18 protein-coding genes and 1 riboswitch are annotated in these 22,788 nt (G+C 32.0%); of the genes, 15 read left to right on the top strand and 3 right to left on the bottom strand.

Translation table 11 applies throughout. The annotated features are described in order from the left end of the window. The first annotated feature begins 25 nt into the window (after positions 1-25). From JMO20_RS10045 to JMO20_RS09985, 13 genes are all read left to right on the top strand, one after another. Positions 26-1,060, top strand: a complete 1,035-nt coding sequence (locus JMO20_RS10045) for a FecCD family ABC transporter permease (protein WP_202709507.1) — start codon at positions 26-28, stop codon at positions 1,058-1,060. Next, on the top strand, positions 1,060-2,076 hold the full coding sequence (locus tag JMO20_RS10040; protein ID WP_341534019.1) for a FecCD family ABC transporter permease: 1,017 nt from the start codon (positions 1,060-1,062) through the stop codon (positions 2,074-2,076). The genes JMO20_RS10045 and JMO20_RS10040 overlap by 1 nt, the downstream gene beginning before the upstream one ends. Before the next feature lie 16 nt (positions 2,077-2,092). After that, a complete protein-coding gene (locus tag JMO20_RS10035) occupies positions 2,093-2,842 on the top strand; it encodes a nucleotide-binding protein (protein ID WP_202709506.1) in 750 nt (249 codons plus the stop codon). Positions 2,843-2,845: 3 nt separating this feature from the next. Then, positions 2,846-4,114 (top strand): nitrogenase component 1, encoded by a 1,269-nt coding sequence (locus JMO20_RS10030; protein WP_202709504.1) that lies wholly within the window; start codon positions 2,846-2,848, stop codon positions 4,112-4,114. Between the two features lie 87 nt (positions 4,115-4,201). After that, positions 4,202-5,419 carry a nitrogenase component 1 gene (locus JMO20_RS10025; protein ID WP_202709502.1) on the top strand — a complete coding sequence of 406 codons (1,218 nt, stop codon included), beginning with the start codon at positions 4,202-4,204 and terminating at the stop codon, positions 5,417-5,419. Between the two features lie 172 nt (positions 5,420-5,591). Further along, a complete protein-coding gene (gene sdaAB, locus JMO20_RS10020) occupies positions 5,592-6,263 on the top strand; it encodes an L-serine ammonia-lyase, iron-sulfur-dependent subunit beta (protein WP_202709500.1) in 672 nt (223 codons plus the stop codon). Positions 6,264-6,268: 5 nt separating this feature from the next. Continuing rightward, positions 6,269-7,156 (top strand): L-serine ammonia-lyase, iron-sulfur-dependent, subunit alpha, encoded by an 888-nt coding sequence (sdaAA, locus tag JMO20_RS10015; protein ID WP_341534018.1) that lies wholly within the window; start codon positions 6,269-6,271, stop codon positions 7,154-7,156. Positions 7,157-7,438: 282 nt separating this feature from the next. Beyond that, positions 7,439-8,284 (top strand): ABC transporter ATP-binding protein, encoded by an 846-nt coding sequence (locus JMO20_RS10010; RefSeq protein WP_202709498.1) that lies wholly within the window; start codon positions 7,439-7,441, stop codon positions 8,282-8,284. After that, entirely contained in the window at positions 8,235-9,218 is a 984-nt protein-coding gene (locus JMO20_RS10005) for an iron-hydroxamate ABC transporter substrate-binding protein (protein WP_202709496.1), read from the top strand. The genes JMO20_RS10010 and JMO20_RS10005 overlap by 50 nt, the downstream gene beginning before the upstream one ends. A gap of 79 nt (positions 9,219-9,297) precedes the next feature. Continuing rightward, positions 9,298-10,305 (top strand): FecCD family ABC transporter permease, encoded by a 1,008-nt coding sequence (locus JMO20_RS10000; RefSeq protein ID WP_202709494.1) that lies wholly within the window; start codon positions 9,298-9,300, stop codon positions 10,303-10,305. Beyond that, entirely contained in the window at positions 10,302-11,309 is a 1,008-nt protein-coding gene (locus tag JMO20_RS09995; RefSeq protein WP_202709493.1) for a FecCD family ABC transporter permease, read from the top strand. Before JMO20_RS10000 ends, JMO20_RS09995 begins: the two co-directional genes overlap by 4 nt. Before the next feature lie 445 nt (positions 11,310-11,754). Continuing rightward, positions 11,755-11,840, top strand: a riboswitch (cyclic di-GMP riboswitch). Positions 11,841-12,022: 182 nt separating this feature from the next. Next, the gene (locus JMO20_RS09990) at positions 12,023-14,137 is read left to right on the top strand and encodes a methyl-accepting chemotaxis protein (RefSeq protein WP_202709492.1); all 2,115 of its coding nucleotides are present in this window, start codon (positions 12,023-12,025) and stop codon (positions 14,135-14,137) included. A gap of 76 nt (positions 14,138-14,213) precedes the next feature. Beyond that, entirely contained in the window at positions 14,214-14,870 is a 657-nt protein-coding gene (locus tag JMO20_RS09985) for an HD-GYP domain-containing protein (RefSeq protein ID WP_202709491.1), read from the top strand. A gap of 66 nt (positions 14,871-14,936) precedes the next feature. On the opposite strand, the gene JMO20_RS09980 is transcribed toward JMO20_RS09985, so the two are convergent. The 3 genes from JMO20_RS09980 to JMO20_RS09970 all read right to left on the bottom strand — a co-directional run bounded on the left by JMO20_RS09980 (position 14,937) and on the right by JMO20_RS09970 (position 19,450). After that, positions 14,937-16,655 carry a hypothetical protein gene (locus tag JMO20_RS09980; RefSeq protein ID WP_202709490.1) on the bottom strand — a complete coding sequence of 573 codons (1,719 nt, stop codon included), beginning with the start codon at positions 16,653-16,655 and terminating at the stop codon, positions 14,937-14,939. A gap of 31 nt (positions 16,656-16,686) precedes the next feature. Then, positions 16,687-18,765, bottom strand: a complete 2,079-nt coding sequence (locus JMO20_RS09975; protein WP_202709489.1) for an efflux RND transporter permease subunit — start codon at positions 18,763-18,765, stop codon at positions 16,687-16,689. 103 nt (positions 18,766-18,868) lie between these two features. Continuing rightward, entirely contained in the window at positions 18,869-19,450 is a 582-nt protein-coding gene (locus tag JMO20_RS09970) for a TetR/AcrR family transcriptional regulator (RefSeq protein ID WP_202709488.1), read from the bottom strand. A 452-nt stretch (positions 19,451-19,902) separates the two neighbouring features. On the opposite strand from JMO20_RS09970, the gene JMO20_RS09965 reads away from it, so the two are divergent. Together JMO20_RS09965 and JMO20_RS09960 are read left to right on the top strand one after the other, a co-directional pair. After that, on the top strand, positions 19,903-21,024 hold the full coding sequence (locus JMO20_RS09965) for a hypothetical protein (RefSeq protein ID WP_202709487.1): 1,122 nt from the start codon (positions 19,903-19,905) through the stop codon (positions 21,022-21,024). Then, on the top strand, positions 21,017-22,705 hold the full coding sequence (locus JMO20_RS09960; protein ID WP_202709486.1) for a peptide ABC transporter substrate-binding protein: 1,689 nt from the start codon (positions 21,017-21,019) through the stop codon (positions 22,703-22,705). Before JMO20_RS09965 ends, JMO20_RS09960 begins: the two co-directional genes overlap by 8 nt. The last annotated feature ends 83 nt before the right edge of the window (positions 22,706-22,788 follow it).

Genomic DNA, 22,788 nt, shown 5'->3' with positions numbered 1-22,788 from the left:
TTTAGTCAAGAAATAGGAGAATAGTATGATTAAAGATAGAGTTAATAATAAACAAAATCAATTAAATAAGATAGCTATTGCACTACCGATTATAATATTTGGATGTATATTTCTTTTTTTTGCAATAATGTTCTCTGTTACTCAAGGGGCTGCATCTATATCATTATCTACCGTAATAGATGCATTTACATCATTTGAGACAGACAATCCTAAACATCTGTTAATAATGGATATGAGATTACCTCGAGTTTTTGTAGCAGCTATTGTTGGAAGTGCATTAGCAGTATCGGGAGCTATTATGCAAGGATTAACTAGGAATCCACTGGCAGATTCAGGATTGATGGGATTAAGCTCGGGTGCAGCTCTAGCTATAGCTATATGTTTTGCTTTCATTGACAACATATCTTATACACAGATGGTCTTAATGTCTTTTATTGGAGCAGGGATTGGGGCCAGCTCTGTATACATTATAAGCAGTGCAATTGCTGGGGGAAATAGCTCCATGAAATTGATTCTAGCTGGAGCTACAGTTACTGCTCTTTTTTCAGCATTAAGTCAAGGAATTTCAATTATAGCTAATGTGACACAGAATGTTACATTTTGGACAATGGGAAGTGTTGCGGGAAGTCAATGGAAGCATGTAAGCATAGGAGTACCAATAATAACTATTGCTATTATCTTAGCCATAATTATTTCAGGAAAAATTACAATAATGAGTATTGGTGAAGAGATAGCTATTGGCCTTGGACTTAATACTAAGGCTGTTAAATTTTTTGGTACAGTTATAGTTGTTTTATTGGCGGGTACTTCAGTGGCATTAGCAGGAATGATAACATTTGTTGGGATGCTTATACCCCATTTTGCAAGATTTCTAGTGGGGAAGGATTATCGACTAATAATTCCCGTAAGTGCCGTTCTTGGAAGTATCCTATTAGTTCTAGCCGATATTGGATCTAAAACTATAAATCCACCAGCAGAAATTCCTATTGGTGCTATCATATCTTTATTAGGAGTACCTGTGTTTTTATATTTAGCTCGTAAGAAAAAGGGAGGGATATAGTGAAGTTAAAAAATCATCAAATTATGTACATATTGATAGCTCTTATCCCTATAACTATTCTAATAAGCTTAAAAAGTGGATATAAGGATATTACTTATTTAGATTTATTAAGAATTATTTTCGGTGGCGGAACTGTGAAAGAAAATCTAATTATCGTGGATTTTCGATTACCTAGAATTATCATAGCAATGCTAGTAGGAATTGGATTTTCATTATCAGGGTGTGTATTACAAGGAATCACAAAAAATCCCTTGTCTGATCCAGGACTACTTGGAATTAATGCAGGGGCAGGATTTGTGGTAGTTATATTTATAGTAATGGCAGGTACACTAAGTTTTAGTTCGATTTTTTTGCTTCCCTTTTTCTCATTTATAGGTGCAGGAATTACAGGGGCAATTATATATAAACTATCAACTAATAAGTTTCTAGGTGTAGAGCCTATTCGGCTAGTACTCAATGGAGTAGCTATTCAAGCTGGAATAAATTCTATTATGATTTTAATAATTCTTAAACTAGATAAAGATCAACATGACTTCTTGGCCAGATGGCAAGCAGGCAGTATATGGAACTCAAATTGGAAGCTAGTTGTGACTTTATTGCCATGGATTGTTTTGGGTTTTATCGCTGTGATGTTAATGGCTAGAAATCTTGATATTTTAGCCCTTGGAGAATCAATATCAAAAGGGTTAGGTATGCATGTTGTTAAGGAGAAACGAAAGCTACTTTTTACAGCAATAGCATTAGCTGCTGCATCGGTGGCAGTAAGTGGTAGTATAAGTTTCGTTGGACTTATTGGGCCACATTTATCAAGAAAATTGGTTGGCCCAAAACATAAGATATTACTTCCAGCTAGTGGATTAGTAGGAGCACTTTTGGTTTTAATAGCAGATATAATTGCCAGAACAATAATTGAACCTGCTGAATTACCTACAGGAATTGTAGTATCAGTTATAGGAGCACCATATTTTCTATTTTTATTAATGAAAAATCGAAAAGTAAAAAAAGAAGCTACATAAAGGAAAGGTGAAATAGATGAAGAAAATCGCAATATATGGTAAAGGTGGAATAGGAAAATCAACAACAGTTTCAAATATATCAGCAGCCTTTGCAAAGCAAGGATATAAAGTCATGCAAATCGGTTGTGATCCCAAGGCAGATTCTACTAAAAATTTGACAAAAGGAAAGAAAATACCAACAGTATTAGATGTACTACGCACTAAGGATAAAATAGAGCTCGAAGATATCGTTTTTACGGGCGATTTAGGAGTTCTATGTATTGAGTCCGGTGGTCCTTTGCCTGGAATAGGGTGTGCTGGCAGAGGCATTATAACAGCGTTTGAGAAATTAGAGGAGCTAAAAGCATATGATAAATTTAAACCAGATATTATATTATATGACGTTTTAGGTGATGTGGTATGTGGCGGGTTTGCTATGCCCATCCGTGGAGGATATGCTGATGATGTTTGTATAGTTACATCAGGAGAAATGATGTCCTTATATGCAGCAAGTAATATTTGTCATGCAGTTAAGAGCTTTGAAAAAAGGGGATATGCTTCATTAAAAGGCTTCATATACAATGCAAAAAATATTGAGAATGAAGATGATCTAGTTCATTCTTCTGCTAAGGAAGAAGAAACAAAGGTTATTTATAAGATTGATAGAAATCCACTAGTTCAAAGGGCTGAGGACTTAAATAAAACAGTGGTATACGCTTTTCCAGATAGTGAAATGACCAGTGATTATGTAAATTTGGCAAATAAATTACTTCAAGGGAGTATATAGGCTATGGATAAAAATAGACTAACTCACCTTAACACTTTATCACAGGTTAATAATAACAAAGGAATTAAATTTCTACATCCTGCTGCGTCGCCAGGTAGTCACTGTCCCATGCATACGACATTGGCTACATTACTAAATATAAAAGGTCTCTCAAGTCTTGTAGTTGGTATGGCTGAATGTGGATATTATAGTAGATTTGTTGTGGACTATTCTAATAACACTAAAGAGGAATGTCACTATGTTTATGAATTAGATTCCAACGAAGTGGTCTTTGGATGTAGTAGTGGAGTAAAAAAGGCAGTATTACAGATGGCAGAAGAAGGGGCAAAAAACATAATGATAATAATGACCTGTGTTCCTGGGTTGATTGGAGAAGACCCACAGGCCATCATTGAAGAAATATCATATGAATCAGATGTTAAAGTGGTATTTGTTGACATGGCCCACTTCAAGAGAAATGGATATAAGGACGGATATTCCAAGACCCTTGCTGCCTTAGCCGATGCTATTAAAGTACAAAAGGATAGTGAAAAATCAAAGAAACCCACCGTTAACTTTCTTGGTAATGGAGGAGAAACAGAATGTAATAGATTACAATCAATTCTGAAAGAATCAGAAATAGACGTCTTAAAATATGGAGTTAAATTAGATATAGAAGAATTAAATAGTTCTCTAGGCTCTCAGCTTAATATTGTATATTCTAACAATTATCTAGAGTTTGCAGAAAAGCTCAAAGAGAAGTATGAAATACCTTATATTAGCCTTTGTGATGCCTACGATTTAGATACAGTTGAAAAAAGATACGAGAAGATATTTAAGCATTTAGATATTTCAGGAGAAAAGCTTGAAAACTTATATACAGAAAAGAAACCTAGGATTGAAGAGTTCTATCAAAAAATTTTAAGTATAAAAGAAAAAAAGAGCTTTATTATAACATCACCATCTACTCTTGCAGTTCCCCTAAGTGTATCTTTAATAAAGCTTGGATTTAAGCCATTTATGCTACATATTGAGGAAATGGATATGACTAATTTAAAATGGAAGGATAAGCTATTAGAGCTAGGTGAGGACCCGTATGTTACTTATATAACTAATAAAGATAAAATTACTGAGGTTTTAGACAATGAGATTGACATATACTCTTTAGGAAATTGTAATGGAATAGAAGAAAAAGTGTTGTTAAATGATCAAGAAATGATTAAGATTCAAAACTTAACTGGATTTGAACGTGTTCTAAAATTATTAGAGTTTATAGATAGTCGACTAAGCTAACAGAGGAAATTTCATATTAAAAATTTATGCAAAAATATATTTGATTTGTAAATATGCAATTTACTCAACTATATAGATAGAAAGGATATGAAAATGGGATTATATAAATATACACCAGAACCGTCTGGTCGAATGGGATTATTATGGACTTTGGGAACAATCGACGAAGCAGCAATTCTAGAATTTGGGTCTATGGGACATATGATTTATGGGGAAAGATTTCTTAAACAGACGGGTATTATTAATAGAAGTAAGCTGTTTTCCACTCATATAGATGAAAAGGATATTGCATTAGGAATAACTAAACGTATAGATAATGCCATTGCTAAAATAGTTGAAGATAAAAAGATAAAAGCAATTTTTCTCCTACCTTCGTCTATCCCAGAAACTATTGGTGTTGATTTAGATGCAATATGTGAGGAACTACAAGCAAAATATAAAGATTTAAAAATTTTGTCCTTTAGAAGAGGGGGTTTTCATGATAAGTTAAATCATGGTATTGAAGAAGCTATATTTAAATTAGCTAAAAATATAGCTTTGCCTATTAAAAAGACAGAAAAAAAATCTTTTAATATCATTGGATCCTGTTGTGATCTGTCTAGGTATAGATCTGATGTAAGAGAGATAAAGCGTATGCTTAAAGGAGCTTTTGATATAAATCCAATATGTACCCTTAGCTCTGAAGCATCTATTTCAGACATAGAAAAGATGGGGTCAACCCATATAAATATTGTTATTCGAAGAGAAGGTATTAAAGCTGGAGAGGAGTTAGCTGATAGATTTAATACCCCATATATATACTGTCGCCCCTACGGATATAATGAAACTGAAAAATGGTTAAAAGAAATTTCTAAAATCATAGATATACCCATAAATAAAGAATTTCTTCAAAATGAATTGAATGAGGGAAAGTATGGATATAACTATTGTAAGCAGATTGTATCTTTCAGGCCTCTTAAAGGACCGATCACTCTTTCAGGTCATATTGATGTAGTAGAAGGAATTAAAAAATTTGCCTGTGACGATATAGGAATGAAAATAAAACATATTAGTTGTGATAGTAAAGCATATGAAACAGATAAAATCCCATATTGGGGAGAAAAGGAAATAATGAATAATATATCCAGAGATTTAGATGGAATTATTATGGCGCAGCCAATGCTATTAAAAAGGTTAGGTAGGCTATGTAATACTAGTATATCTAGAGATATATATAGTCGAAGTTTTAATTTATATGAATCTCCCTTTATTGGATTTAGGGGTGCAATTAAACTTTGCTCAATGTGGATAGAAGAATTATTTTAAAATTAAAAGAACAAGGTTTCTCTGAAAGCGGCTTAATTAGAGGGATACTTGTTTTTTTTATTCACTAGCACTAGAATAGTTTCAATTTTAGTAAAGAGTGCCTTTAAAGGCTATGAATACAATGTTATAATGTTTATAATTCGAATTTAATAATAGGCTAAAGGAGATAAATATGAATACTTATAGTAGTTTTCAAATTATTGGACCTAAGATGATTGGACCTTCAAGTTCACATACAGCAGGTGCAGCACGATTAGGCAAAATAGTCTCAAAGTTAATAAAAGGAGAAATAAAAAGTGTAAAGTTTTTGTTGCATGGCTCATTTGCTAAGACTTATAAGGGTCATGGAACAGATAGGGCTCTAATGGCTGGATTGTTGGGAATGAAGGAAGATGATGAAAATCTTAGGCATTCCTTGGAGATAGCTGAGTCTAAAGGTATTAAGTATGAATTTATAGAGACAGATTTAAAGGAAGTGCATCCAAATACTGTGAAATTCATTGTAACTCAAGAGAATGATGAATTGGTTGAATTAATGGGTTCATCCATAGGTGGAGGAAATGTAAAGGTTATTGAAATTAATGGAATGAAGCTGGAATTTGTTGGACAATATCCTACACTTATAACAAGACATTTAGATAGCCCAGGGGTAGTAGCTAGGATTACTAAGATTTTATCAGAACATAATATAAATATAGCCTTTATGAGTGTATATAGGCAAGATAAGGGGCGAGATGCTTTAATGGTAATAGAATCCGATGATAAATTAGAGCAGGAGTTAGTTGGAGCCATAAAAGATTCAACGAATAATATAAAAGAAGTCTATATAATAGATTCTCTGTAAAGTAGGTGAAGAAGTTGTATAATTTTGATAGTGGGGAAAAACTAATAGATATTTGCATGAAACATAATAAAAAGATATGGGAAGTAATGATTTTGAGAGAAGTTGAAAACACTGAAAAAAGCTATAATGAAATCTTTGACCAAATGGAAGATAATCTTGATACTATGATGAATGCAGTGGAAAAAGGCTTAAATGATGAAATAAAATCAATAAGTGGACTGGTAGGTGGAGATGCTAAAAAGCTTAAAGAAAGGTATGATAATGCTAAGGGTCTATCAGGTAAAACCACTTTAAAAGCAGTTGCTGGAGCAATGGCAGTGCTAGAGGTTAATGCATCAATGGGACAAATTGTAGCTGCACCTACTGCAGGCTCATCGGGGGTGCTACCAGGTGTTCTACATGCAATAAAGGAAGATTTTCAAGTTGAAAAAAATAGATTGGTAGAAGGGCTATTTACAGCATCTGCCATTGGATTAATAATTGCCAAAAACGCAACTGTCTCGGGAGCCGATGGTGGGTGTCAAGCAGAAACGGGTTCAGCAGCTGCAATGGCGTCGGCTGCAATAGTTGAATTAGAAGGTGGTAGTCCTAAGGAATCCCTACATGCTGCTGCTATGACAATTAAAAATATTCTTGGTTTAGTTTGTGATCCTATAGCAGGTTTAGTTGAAAGTCCATGCGTTAAAAGGAATGCAATTGGAGCAACCAATGCACTAATATCTGCTGATATGGCATTGGCGAGGATAGAGAGTATCATTCCCTTTGATGAAGTAGTGGAAGCTATGTATAAAGTTGGAAAGTTACTATCCCCAAGTTTAAAGGAAACTGCTTTAGGTGGATTGGCAGCCACTCCCACAGGAATAAGAATTGCAAAAGAAATCTTTGGTAAGTAATTTTCAAAAAATATCTGATGAGTTTTAAAGAAAATAGAATATTTAAATGCATTAATCAATGAGGAAAATCTTTCTATTAGAGAATTTTAATAGAAAGATTTTTTTAGATTAAGCTCATAACATCCCTTAAAAGGACTAGATAAATATGAAGTTTTCTTAAAGTTAACAGATTTCAGTAAAAAAGTATTGACAGAAACTAAAGTCAAATATATAATGATTCATGTAATGACATTGATAATCGTTATCAATAAATAAGTTTTATCAAGAAGCGGAGGTTAAATTATGAGTCGCTTATATACCAATAGTATAAACATTGGTTATGACCAGCATTTAGTTGTAAAGGATTTAAGTGTGGAGATACCTGATAAGAAAATAACTACAATTATTGGGTCAAATGGATGCGGAAAATCTACATTACTTAAAGCAATTACACGTATCATTTCTCATCAATCGGGATCTGTCGTTTTAGACGGAAAAAATATTATCCATGAAAATACAAAAAAACTTGCGAAAAAGATGGCAATACTTCCTCAAACCCCAGAAGGAACAGCTGGATTAACAGTAGGGGAATTGGTTTCATATGGTCGATTTCCATATCAAAAAGGATTTGGCAGATTAACAAAAAAAGACTATGAGGTAATTGACTGGGCATTAGAGGTAACAGGAACAAAAGATTACAAGTTCCGTACTATAGACGCATTATCAGGAGGACAGCGTCAACGTGTTTGGATTGCTATGGCACTTGCGCAAGAAACAGAGATTATATTTCTTGATGAACCAACTACATATTTAGATATGGCTCATCAGTTAGAAGTTTTGGAATTATTGCAGAAGTTAAATAAAGAACAAAAGAGAACTATTATCATGGTTCTTCATGATTTAAATCAAGCTGCTCGATTTGCTGACTATATAATCGCACTTAAGGATGGTCAGATAGTTAAAGCTGGAAATTGTGAAGAAGTAATAAATAAAGATACTTTGAAGGAAGTATTTAATATTGATGCGGAAATTAGTAGAGATCCAAGGACAAATAAACCAATGTGTGTTACATACAATTTATTAAAAGGAGAGTTACAAAATGAAAAAAGTTTTGATTTCAATTCTAATGGTATTTGTGTTAATTACTAGTGCTTGTAGCAATGAAACTGTTAACAATGATGAATCTTCAAATACAGGTAAAAATCAGGAAAATGTATCACAGGAACAAACAAATGATGATGAAAAAGAATCAGAGGGAAATGAAAGTCAAACAATAACTTATGAATCGGAGAATGGTCCAATTGAAGTACCGGCTGATCCACAACGCATTATTGTTTTGAATTCCTTCCTATCTGGAAGTGTTATGAAATTTGACCAAGACATAGTTGGTGTGGAGTCATGGACTATGGAAAATAAACTATATGATGATTATATAAAGGATGCTGAACTAGTATCAGATGAAAACCTAGAGAAAATTATTGAGCTAGAGCCTGACCTTATTGTTGCTGCTCCAACAAATAATAACTTAGATAAGTTGAGTGAAATAGCTCCTACAGTGACCTTTACATATGGGAAGGTAGATTATTTAACTCAAATTATAGAGATTGGAAAAATGCTTAATAAAGAGCAGGAAGCTCAAGAATGGATAGATAATTTTAAAGCTAGGGCACAAGAAGCAGGAGAAAAGGTAAAACAGAAAATTGGTGCTGACGCCACAATTTCAGTTGTAGAAAGCTATAACAAACAAATTTATGTGTTCGGGGATAATTGGGGTAGAGGTACGGAAATTCTTTACCAAGAAATGAAACTTAAAATGCCTGAGAAAGTTAAAGAAATGGCTTTAGAAGCTGGGTATTATGCCATATCACCAGAGGTGCTTTCTGAATATATGGGAGACTATGTAATTTTTAGTACAAACTCAGAAGCGGAGAATTCATTCCAAGAAACTGAGACATATAAAAATATTCCCGCTGTAAAGAATAATCGTGTATTTCCAGTTGACGTTAATATATTCTCTTTTAATGATCCAATTACATTAGATTATCAATTAGACTTTTTCATAGAAAATTTACTTGGTAACTAATAAAAAGAAGGTCATCAGAGGAATTCTTACTTAAGGGTTCCTCTTCTTTATTTTTGACATGAAAGGTGAGAGATTTAGTATGGAAAAGAAACAACGTGTCACTTCATTTGGATTAAAGTTATTTGTAGTGATACTTGCATTTATAGGAATGTTTGTAGTGGCGATGGTAGTAGGTGCAGCAGATATCTCCATTAAAGATGTTTGGCTTTCCTTAACATCCAGTAAAATAAATGATGATATTTTAATAATACGTGAAATTCGCTTGCCTCGTGAAGTGGCAGCAATATTTGTTGGAGCTGCATTAGCGGTATCCGGTGCGATTATGCAAGGAATAACTAAAAATCCCTTGGCTGACCCTGGATTGCTTGGATTAACAGCAGGTGCAAATGCTGCATTGGCTATTACGTTAGCATTCATACCTTCAGCCAATTATTATATTATTTTTACTGCCTGTTTTATAGGTTCGGCAGTAGGGGTTATGCTAGTTTTTGGTATAAGCTCTTTGAAACGGGGAGGGTTTACTCCCTTTAAAGTTGTATTGGCTGGTGCTGCAGTTTCAGCTTTTTTATATGCAATAGCAGAAGGTATTAGTATATATTTTAAGCTATCAAAGGATGTATCAATGTGGACAGCAGGAGGAATGATTGGTACCACTTGGGACCAATTAAAAATTATTATTCCATTTATAGTAGTAGGTCTAATTATAGCTATAATGCTTTCCAGACAGCTTACTATATTAAGTCTAAGTGAAGAATTGGCAGTTGGACTAGGGCAAAAGACAATACAAATTAAAATAATACTTTTTATTGTAATTACTGTACTTACTGGAGCTTCAGTTGCATTAGTTGGAAATATAGCATTTATTGGATTAATGATACCTCATATAGTCAGAGCAATTGTTGGGACAGATTATAGGTTTATAATACCTGTTTCTATCTTTTTAGGTGCTACTTTAATGCTTCTTGCTGATACTCTAGGACGTACAATCAATGCTCCATATGAAACACCTGTAGCTGCAATTGTTGCAATGCTAGGGTTACCATTTTTCTTATTTATTGTTCACAAAGGGGGTAAAGCTTTATCATGATACAACCAGATTTAATTAAAAAGCAACGATTAACATTATTTGCTTTATTAACATTAATCATTGCTACAATCGTTATAAGCATGGGAATTGGAGATGCTTCTTTATCTTATAATAGGCTTATACCTACCCTATTGGGACAAGGCTCTTTTAAAGAAGAATTCGTTTTATTTTCACTAAGATTGCCAAGAATTTTAATTACTTTTTTATCAGGTATGGCACTATCTTTATCAGGTGCAATATTGCAAGGAATCACAAGAAATGATTTAGCTGACCCTGGAATTATAGGTATCAATTCTGGTGCAGGAGTTGCTGTTACCATATTCTTTTTATTTATCCCAGTTAATGCTGTTTCTTTTATTTATCTACTTCCCGTAGTTGCATTTGCTGGCGCACTTATTACAGCCTTTATAATATATGTGCTTTCCTATCAAAAAAACGAAGGTCTTAAGACTAATAGATTGGTTCTTGTAGGGGTAGGACTTTCCATGGCTATGTCAGGATTAATGATGGTTATTATTAGTTCTACGGAAAGGGTTAAAGTCCAATTTATTGCAAAATGGCTAGCAGGAAATATTTGGGGAACAGATTGGCCTTTTATTTTGGCTATTCTTCCATGGCTTATAGTTTTAATTCCATTTACTTTATATAAAGCAAATAGGTTAAATATCTTAAGACTTAGTGAACCAATAGCCATTAGTGTTGGTATATCTGTAGATAGAGAGCGTATTCAGCTTTTATTAACAGCTGTAGCACTGGCAGCTTCAGCGGTTTCTGTTTCTGGTGGAATCTCCTTTATTGGTCTAATGGCTCCCCACATTGCAAAAACCTTAGTTGGTCCTAGAAATCAGCTATCTATACCAATTGCTGTTTTGATTGGAGGTTGGTTGTTATTATTTGCAGATACAATTGGACATAATGTAATTCAACCTAATGGTATACCAGCAGGAATTATGGTTTCTCTTATTGGTGCTCCATACTTTATATATTTATTGTTGAAGAAGTAAATAGAATAAGAGGAATTATATTATAGTGAAATAGATTGGATTTGTAAATATGCAATTTTCTTAATTGTATGTATTGAAAAGTCTTATAAGAAAAAATTAAATATAGAAATTATTTTGTGTAAAGCTCAGCAAATAATTGCTGGGTTTTCTTGTGCCATATTATATTACAGATAATAATTTATTACTATATCTTTTATATGTAAAGAATATTTATTTCTAAGCAATTATGTTGATTAGTTGGACAAAATATTGTCTTTTTGAGGTAAGAATATTTCACTTCAAAATGCAGTCTTTGACACAAATATGTATATTACTTCACTTAAGCTAACAAATTATTGCTTAAAATATGTTGAATTTTGTTTAATTTTGTAATATAATCCAAAATAGTGCTGTAGTCCTGAGGAATATGTAATGAAAGTAAAACAAAATCTAAAAAATTTGACTATACCGATAATAGCAAACTTATCGAAAGGTGAGGACGCAAAGTTATGGACCTAAGGAATAAAACTCTATGGTTGCCAAACTGCCGAAGTTTAATAGTTATTTAAATTTCTCAAAATAGTTGTGCTTTGGGAAGAGAGTAGCTTTGGCAAATGAAGCTGCTCTTTTTTATTTCAGTTTATAGTGGATATGATTTTATTCAAATACTTACCTATATTTTTATGGGACTTATAAAAAATAATTATTAAAAAATGAAGAGGAGTGGATTTTTTATGGCAAGGAAGAAGACAGAAAAAAAAGTCACGAGAAATAGTGCAAGGAATAAATTAATAGCTATTATTGTGATTATTACATTACTACCAATTATAGGACTAGGATATTTTACATATCAAAAATCATACGGGCTGTTAGAAGAAAAATTAGCAGTTACGTCTGAACAAACAATTGAAGAAACCAATAGAGCTGTAACTCGATTTTTAGAGGGAATAGAAAATCAAACAGAGGTTTTATCAAATGATTCTATATGGATGTTGATGTTAAATGATTCTATTAATCAAGATAATGTAGTAGAAGTTGAGAGGGAAAATGCAGATGGGGGAATGGAAACAATTCAAGTTGATATTAATAAGTATCTTTCTAATCAGCCAGACTTAGAAGAGAAGGCTTTTGAACAATTGAGAATTACAAAAGAAAGTAATAATGATATTAAAAGCACATATTTTGCGACAACTGAAGGGGGGATTTACTTATATCCAGAAGCAGATCTTGAAGAAGGATTTGATCCAAGGGTCAGACCTTGGTATCAATCGGCAATAGAAAATGTGGGAAAAGTTATATGGACGAAACCATATATAGATGCCGATAGCAAGGAAGTCGTTGTAACAGCAGCCAGAACTGTCGAAGACAAAGGTGAGATAATTGGGGTAATAGGAGTTGACATTCAATTAAATGAACTATCTAAAGCTCTTGGTAGTAGTACTATTGGAAGAAAAGGATATGTTTGTGCAACTGACAAAAACGGTACTATGATTGCACATAATGATATAGACCTTATTGGAACAAACATTGCTACTGAGCAGAGCTTTTGGGAAACTGCTAAATCTGGGGAAAGCGGATTTGAAAAATATAGTTATGATGGGAAAGACAAATTTTTAAGCTATACTACAAATGAAATCACTGGTTGGAAATTAATGGCCACTATGGAAGAAGAAGAGTTAAGAGATGACACAGATGTAATATTAAAAACCACTTTATATATAGCTATATTAGCATTTATATTAGCTACAATAGCTGCAATAGTAATATCTTATAAAGCGACTAAACCAATAAATATGTTAATGAAATCCTTTGCCAATGCAGCCAATGGTGATCTAACCACTAGAGTTAATATAGGTTCAAAGGATGAATTTGGACAAATAGGTAAAAGTTTTAATTCGATGTTAGAAGGAATTAATAATCTAATTAAAGATATAAAGACTTCTTCTCATACAGTTTTAAATACATCTATATCCTTGGGAGATATTACTACACAAACCACACAAGCCACTAGGGAAGTCTCTAGAACTATAGAAGAAATTGCTAGTAGCACTAGTTCTCAAGCTAAGGATACAGAAAATGGAGTATTAAGAATTAATGAAATATCAGAAAGAATTGAATCAGTATCAACTACCACTGATTATATGAATGAAATTTCTTATGAGACTAATAATCTTACTAATAGAGGTCTAGATATAGTTAAGACCTTAACAGAAAAATCCACCAAGACAGCAGACGCTTCTAAAAAGGTTAATGAAATTGTAATAAATGTAGATAAAAGCACCTCGGAAATTGGAGTTATATCTGAAACAATTTCTAAAATAGCAGAGCAAACAAATTTATTGGCACTTAATGCAGCAATAGAAGCAGCCAGAGCAGGAGAACATGGAAAAGGATTTGCGGTAGTTGCTGATGAAGTAAGAAAATTAGCAGAAGAGTCATCTGAAGCAACAAATGATATTAAAGAGCTTATAGCTAGTATTCAAAATCAATCCAAGACAGCAGTTAAATCTATGGATGAAACAAGAGTTACTGTTAGTGAACAAGATGTGGTAGTTAAGGAAACAGAAGATATATTCAATCAGATATTGGTTTCAGTAAAGTCTTTAATTGAGAAGGTTGCGGAAATCAATGAAAGTAGTTTAGAAATGAGAGAGCAAAAGGATACTATAGTAGATGTAATGGAAAATATTTCAGCTGTATCTGAGCAAACGTCGGCTGCAACTCAAGAGGTTTCTGCTTCAACAGAGGAACAGCTTGCTTCAATTGAAGAAGTAGAGACCCATACTCAACAACTAGAAGACTTAGCTCATCAGCTTGAAGAGTCCATAAATAAGTTTTCGGTTAATTAATAATTATTTGCGAATAATGATTTAAAATGAAGGAATGATATACAAGCATTTTGAATTTAAAGGGGTAGTTTGGTATATGAAAATAAGAATATCTAATAAGGTCATAAATAAACTTGAAGAATTATCTTATTTAAAGGGACTTGATACTAATAATAAGGAGATAATCAAGTCGCTCCTTATATCTCTAGAAGCAAAGGATGGACTTACACTGGAGCACTCAATTAGAGTTGGTAAATATGGATACAGAATTGCTAAAATGATGAATCTTTCCGATTGTATTTGTGAAGAAATACAGGTGGCGGGGATTTTACATGATATAGGCAAAATCGGGATAACATCAGATATACTTAAGAAACCTGATAAGCTTACAAATGAAGAATTTGATAAAGTCAAGGAGCATCCAGTTCTAGGATATAAGATATTAAGTAATTTAGGTTTTTCTGACGTAATACTTAATGCAGTTAGGTTTCATCATAAGAGATATGATTTAAGGGGCTATCCTAATAGGGTGAAATTGGTAGAAGAACCTATAGAGGCTAGTATCATAGGTGTTGCAGATGCCTTTGATGCTATGATATCTAATAGAGTATATAAAAAGGCTCTTACCGTGAGACAAGCTATAGAAGAGCTAGAGATAAATAAGAAAGGTCAATTTCATCCTAAAATAGTAGATGTTTTCATTGAAGATTTATATAATTCTTTAGACCATCATATAAATAAACAAAAGATATAAAATTAAAATCTAAATAAAGCCCTCTAAGTTTTTGATTCAAAAACTTAGAGGGCTTTGATATTTTTATTAATTCTTAAATAAGTCAATAAGTCTTTCAATAAAGTTTTTATTTTCTTCATCAGGTTGTGTAACTTCAGCTTTTTTTTCAGATATAGTTATGCTAGGAGTTCTTAAAATAAATTGAACTGAGTTTATATTTCCTTTATCTTGATTTACAAAGGAGACAAGGCTGGATTCTTCTTTATCTTCACCTAACATAGCATTTATAGAGTTATTAGCTTCATCTATACCACCTTTAATCTTTTCCTGTCCATCTACTAATTGGTCGACGCTGTCAGGTAGAAACTTTACTTCATTATTCAAATCAATCATTCCATCATTAACATTTGATAATCCATTCATAAATTGTTTATTTCCTTCTAATATGGAATTATATCCTTCATATAATTGTCCAGTTGCCATAGGTAACTGACTTAAGCCGTTATGAAAATCTCCATAATTATTAGCGATATTTGATACTCCACTATTGTATTTAGAAAGGCCTCCATTTAATGTCTCAAGAGATTCATGCATTTTTTCTAGACCTGCAATTTGTTCAAGCATTGAGTTTGCCATAACACCCAATTGAACCATAGTTGGATCTGTACTGTTTGCATATTGAGCTAATGCTTGTAACTGGACTTTTTCTTCTTCCGATGGTAATTGCTCTTTTATATTGTCTGCCATCTGTTTATAGCCTTCTACTAAAGAATTACCTTCTTGGGAAATTTGAGAAAGTCCATTATTAATTTCCTTAGAGCCACTCTCAATTGTAGTTATAGAGGTGTCTAGATTTTTAAGACCCTCACTGTATTCTTCCATCTTATCAACCATAAGATTTCCGTTTTCAACTAAATTAGTTTGACCCTTGGTAAGTTCATTAATGCCATTGCTTAGTTCTGCTGTGCCATTTTTTAACTCCTTAGTACCATTAACCATTCCACCCATACCTTCACTTAGGGAATTGAATCCTTCGGTAATTTCTCCTGTATCTATCATAGAAGAAAAATTCATTGGGGTAATACTAATATTAATACTATCCATTTCGAAAGACTTAGCTTCAAGGGTAATTTCATATGTTCCAGATTCTCCAGATAAAATAGTATAAGCTAGTGTAGCCGTCTTTCCAGCTATCACCTTATTTGCTCCTCTATCATTAATGATTTTACTATTATCTAGGTTTATAGGAACTTGGATCTGCATACCATAATTTTTATTAAAATAATCTACAGTATCCTTAGTATCCTTTTTTTGTGTTGCTGAAATAATTATATTAACTTCTCCATCTTTACCTGTTAAATCCTTGGTGGATATTTCTTCACCATCTAATTTATACTTAATATCAAAATTCCAAGGTAGCTCTTTTGCTTTTAACTCTCCTTTATAATAAAATCCATTAAAGGATTCCTTCAAATCCCATTTAATCGTATCCTCAGATACTATAGGCTCAATATTATTTGAAAGATTAGTAATATTTTCATAGTCTCCATAATCTACATAGGTTCCATCCTTTGGTACATAGAGGTGATTAACTACATAAAGCGAGTCAATCTGTCCATTTGTTCCCAACACACCATAAACTGTCTCATCCTTAAGAGCTTCTTGACTTTGAGTTTCATCTGGATAGAAACTATTTCTAATAGAGTAGGTTACAGCATTTGGGTGTGAAACTATAGATAAGCTGAACATTAATATAATAGTTACCATTGCTATGACTGTATACTTGTATATATTTTTTTTCTTCATAATTATTTCTCCTTTCTTGATTGAATATTATTTATTTAGGCGCTTTCTTAAAAGACACTTTTTTAAAGGTAGTTTTGTCTATAACAGAATCAAACATTACTAGGAGCTGAGGAAGTACTACTAAAACCATAATTCCACTTAATGCTGCTCCACGGCCTATTAGTAAACCCATTTCTGAAACGCCACTTATAGATGACATAAAACGAACTCCCATACCTGCTACAAACAGTATAAGGGCAGATGTAATAACTGACCAGCCTGAATCTCGAATTGCACTGACTGCTGCATCCTTTTTTGCCATAGATTTTCTATTATCCATATATCTATTAGTTAGAAGAATAGCATAGTCAATTGTAGCACCTAATTGTATAGCACTAACTATCATATACCCAATAAAAGAAAGCTGAGAGTTCATGAAATATGGTACAGACATATTAATCCAAATGGCAGATTTAATTACTAAAACTAATAATATAGGTAAAGTTATGGATCTAAATGTAATTGCCATTATTACGGCTACAGCAATTATTGATATAAGATTCACTACAGTAAAGTCTTTATCTACAACTTCTTTAATATCTGACACACTTGAAGATGTACCAATTAAGTAGTAATCATCATCATAGTATTTCTTTAACGTATTGTGGAGATCATCTATTGCATTAAAGGTTATCTCACTTTCAACTGGTGTATTTAAAGTGAGAATTAGTCTACTATAATTTTCAGATACAAAATTAGATAACACTTCATTTGGTAAAGCTTCTCTAGGGATATTAGGATCTACTACAGTTACTAGACCTTGAACTGAAGATATATACGGTTTGTCTTCTAGTGTATTAGTAACATCTATCTCAGTAGGTATATCTCCTTTTGAAACTAATAAAGCTATTGGATTATATACCCCAAATTTTTCCTCTATCATTTTTTGAGCATGACCAGTTTCTGTTTCTTCACTTGAAGTGATTGAGGTTTCACCATAAATAAATGAGTTTGAACCTTGGGCTAGGTAAGCAGGGATAACTAGTATACATACAACCAGGATAACAATAAATCTAAGGTTAACTGTTTTTCTTCCTAGTTTTTCTAAGGAAGGAAGTACAGACCCATGATATGTTTTTTCAATAACTTTGTGGAAAACAATTGTAACACCTGGTAACAAGAATACTACACTTATTAAACTTAATAAGATTCCTTTGCCTAGTACTAAACTCATATCTTGACCTATTCTATATCGCATAAACATTAGGGCTGCAAAACCAGCTACAGTGGTTAGACAACTGGATGCGAGAGAGGAGAAAGATTCTCTAATAGCTACCTTCATAGCTTGATTCACCTCTAAGCCCTTATCCCTTTCTTCGGTGAATCTATGCAATAGGAATAAGGAGTAATCCATGGATAAAGCAAATTGAAGAATTGCTGCACTTGATTGTGTTATAAAAGATATATCGCCGAAAATAGCATTGGTTCCCATATTAATAAGAACTGAAATACCTATAACAGATAAATATATTACTGGTTCAAACCAAGATTGAGTTGTTAATAATAATATTAGAATAAATAGAGGTAATGCCATCATTGAAATTGAAAGAACTTCTTTCAATGTACTTTCCCGCATTGCCTTAGTGCTAACAGCAGTTCCTCCTAATATACCTTTTTCACCAATGATCTCTTCAATATCATTAATAGCAGCACCAGTATTGAGACTATAATCATCTTCACTGAATTCTATTTGAAATAGGGCTGTACTGCCCTTATAATAACTTTCAATTAACTCTTCATCAAGAAAGTCCATTGGCTCATATACATCAACCAAATCATCAAGCCAAATTACGCCTTTTACTCCATCAATATTTTTGATTTTTTCTTTTAAGTCTAGAGCTTCAGGTATAGTAATATCTTCAATCATAGCTTGTGCTTGACCTGATAGATTGAATTCTTCATCCATAACATCAATTGCTTTTTTAGTATTCATATCACTAGGTAAATAAGAGCTTAAATTGTAATTTACTCCAACCGTTGGGATGAATATGATACTTATAGCAGTAAAAATTAAAAAAATAATTAATATCAATTTTCTTTTTTCTACGATAAAATTTGCAAGTGTTTTCATTTTATCAGCTCCCTTCACTATTAAATTAAAAAAATTGGACAGTAATAAACAATTGTTCATTTTTAATTATAAAATATAACCATTATGCTGTTATACATAATAGTTATATTCTTTTAGCTAAGTCATTGAAGAAAATAGTTATGGTCTGTTTTATTAAAGACTCAGCCCTTTTAAAATCATCATCACATTCTTTCATAATAATATATACGCTATCCACAATGGCATTGGATATTATATAAAATATGAATTTATCATCTAAGTTTCTGTTATTTTCTTTCAAAATAGGAAGGTACTCTCCTTTTATACGCTTTTCTATAAGACCTATAAGTCTTTCTTTAAAATTACCATATTTAGAGCCAGCACTATTTTGAAATAATATAAAGAGCTCATTGTTTGACCTTTTATAAATATCCATAACAGATGTAATAATTTCAGTTATAGGAAATAAATCCGCAGACATAGTATAGTGTTCAAACATAACTCTTTCAAGGTCATTCCACACTGGATCAACAATAAAGTTAAACAAATCATCCTTATTGTCAAAATACCTATAGATATTTCCTACGGTAACCCCTGCATTTTTGGCTATTGAACGCATAGAGGCTTTTGTATAAGACTTTTCTTTAAACTCCTTTATAGCGGACTTAACTATAGCTTTTTTCACTTCTTCTTTTAAATATTGCATTAGTAAACTCCTGTTCATTATTTATAATTTATTATACATTTAAGAAGAGTATAAGTCAATAAGAGCAAAGAGTTTATTATAAAAAATACATATTAAAATTCTATGCAATTTTATTTAAAAATATTTAAATTATAACTATGCAATTTTTTTCATTATTAAATTATGAAGATATTAAAAGGGATTCAATAAATAGATTATTATGTAAAAATATGGTATAATGGCATTAAGTTTTTATAAGTATAATTCTAAAAAAATAAGTAGCTATTTAACCATTAGAGAAGGGATATGAGAAGAGAGATAGCTTGTGGAAAGAAAATTAACAATTGAATTATTTTTAATTAGTGCAAGGTCTAATATTATATATTTATAATAGTTATTTCTATAATCCCAGTACCTATTATAGGATTTATATTACTGACACATAACTATAGCAAAAAGGGGAGTTTATAAACATGACAAAAAAGGAGAAATCTTTGTATCTTTTAGTATTTGTATCATCATGTTTATTTATTTTATTTATAGCAGGATGTGAAGATTTAGGAGATAAAAAGATTAATAATTCAACAGAGATACAGATGGGATATGAAAAAAATAGTTTAACTGTTTCAATCACTGACGAAGCAAGAATAAGAGAGCTAGAAGATATATTTAATAAAGCAGAGTTTTCTAAAGTTGATACTCCTAGAGAAGAACCTATATTATATATAATATTTAATAGTGAACAAGGAACAAAAAAGTTTTACATGAACAATAAGAACTTTATTAGATTAGAAGATGGTAGCTATGTAAAATCCGATAACATAAGTATAGGAAAATTAGCTTCTATTTACAGAAAAGAGGTAGAAAAGTTAGCATTTGAAAAAGAATTCTCATTAGGTGAGAAGATAGAGAACTCATTGAAGGAGAAAATAGAGGATTCGGTGAGAGTTACTATTTCTCAAGCTCTCTATAGTAGAACTGCCCAAATAATAAATAAAGAAGAAGTAGAAAAATTAGTGGATTTATTTTCTGATACGCAATTTTATAAATTTGATAAATCTAGATATCGAGGAAACTTAGAAGTAATATTCTATGGTGACAATGGTAGAACTAGACTGTATATAGATAATCTAAGTTTTATCAAATTACAGGATGGAACTTATGTAAAATCAAAGGAAATTAATTATGATGATATATGGAATATATATAAGGAAAATATCAAACATTCATTTTCGGAGTATGTAGAAAAAGGATTAGACCATAATATAATAAATTTGTCAGAAGGAAAAATTGAGAATTCTCACCGTGTGGTTATTGGATATTACTTTGCTCGTAACATGAGAGTTATAACTTTGCAGAATGAGATAGAAGATTTGGAAAATCTATTGAATAATGCCGAGTTTTATGAAGTAGACGAGCCAATAGAACAACCTGCAGCAGACATAACTTTTTATAATGATAAGGGTATAACTAGATTTTTTATTGGAACAAACGACGTTATCCTTTCTAAGGATGGTACATATATGAAGTCTGACAATATAACCTATGAGAAATTTAACATAAATTCAAGGTCTAGGAGGGATTTAGATGAGTAAATGGAAGATTAATAATGCTTTAATAGTACTTGTATTAGTAGCCCTATTATCATTTGTAGCTTGTGAAAAATCAAATATATCTACTGATTTAAATATAGATAAAAATGCAAGTAATGAAAAGAAAGTTTTAGCTGAGAACCAAGAGCTTAGACTTTTACTAACTGATGACCTATCTAATTTAGACCCACAACTATGTTCCGATATAGTAGCACTTGAAATACTTCAAGATACTTTAGAGGGATTAATTAGATTAGATGAAGATGGGACAGTGAAAAAAGGCTCTGGTATAGCTAAAGATTGGGATATAAGTGAAGATGGTAAGACCTATACCTTTTATCTAAGAGAGGCTAATTGGTCAGATGGAACTTCTGTGACTGCAAAGGATTTTGAATATTCATGGAAAAGGCTATTGGATCCAAATAATAGTTCTGACTATACTTATTTAGCATATGACGTACTAAATGCAGAGGAATATTCCCAGGGAAATATAACTGACTTTGAAAAAGTTGGAATAAAGGCTTTAGATAATAATACTTTAGAAGTTACTCTTCAGGCTCCTAATTCAGCTTTTATAAGTAAACTTCAGCATAGCGCTTTCTTGCCTGTAAGGAAAGATTTGGTAAAAGAGTATGGAGAAAGATATGGGGCAGAAAAAGAGTTGGTTCCATTCTGTGGTCCATTTATGATTGAGGAATGGGATTTTCATTCAAAGCTAGTATTAGTAAAAAATCCTTTGTATTGGGATGAGGAATCAGTGAAATTAAACAAAATAACATATCTTATAGTTGAAAATTCTTCTTCTATTATGGGAATGTATAAAACTGACCAAATAGATTATCAAAAACTACCAAGTCAGTTTATAGAACAATATAAAGATAAGAGAAAAAATTATAGCAATGGAACTACATATTACTATACATTTAATACTGATAATAAATACATTTCTAGTCCTAAAATTAGAAGAGCAATAAGAATGTCTATTGATCAAAGCAAGGTCTTTGAAACGCTAGCTTATGGCATTAGAGATTCAGCATATGCCTTTGTACCTCCAGGAATTTCAGGATATGATGGAAAAACATTTAGGGAGATAGCTGGAAAGAGACTATTTAGTGATATTGGGAATGGTGCAAATAAAGAAGAAATTGAAGATTTAGTACAAGAAGGATTAGTAGAACAAGGAATGACATTAGATGATATTCAAGGAAAGATAACCTACTTAACTAGTGAATCAGATTCTTCTCTAAAATACGCTAAGCTATATCAAGAAATGATTGAAAAGTACTCTGGAATAAAGATTGGGATTGAACAATCAACTTCAACGGTTAGGCAGAAAAGATGTGTTAGTGGAGATTTTACCATGGTAGGTAGAGGATGGATAGCTGATTATAATGATGCTGTGACTTTTATGGAGATATTATTAAGTGAAAGTTCCTATAACTATGGAAACTTTTTTAACGAAGAATATGATTCGTATGTAAATAAGGCTATGGAGAATTTTAATCAAAAGGAACGTGTTGACTATATGGTAGAAGCTGAAAGGATACTTGTAGATAGTATGGCAATAGCTCCAATGAGTTATAATATGGAAAACTTAGTTCAAAAACCTTATGTTAAAAATATAATACGACTTCCTATTCAAATATATAGCGGTAAGAAGTGGGCATATATTTTAGAGCATTGATAGCGGATAAGTAAAGTACATTGATTATCTGGTATGATTAATAAAAAGAGTATATAGAAATATAGAAGTACTATGATATTTGA

The organism is Sporosalibacterium faouarense (assembly GCF_016765695.1).
GTDB lineage: Bacteria > Bacillota > Clostridia > Tissierellales > VENL01 > Sporosalibacterium > Sporosalibacterium faouarense.
This window is presented reverse-complemented; position numbering and strand designations above follow the sequence as displayed.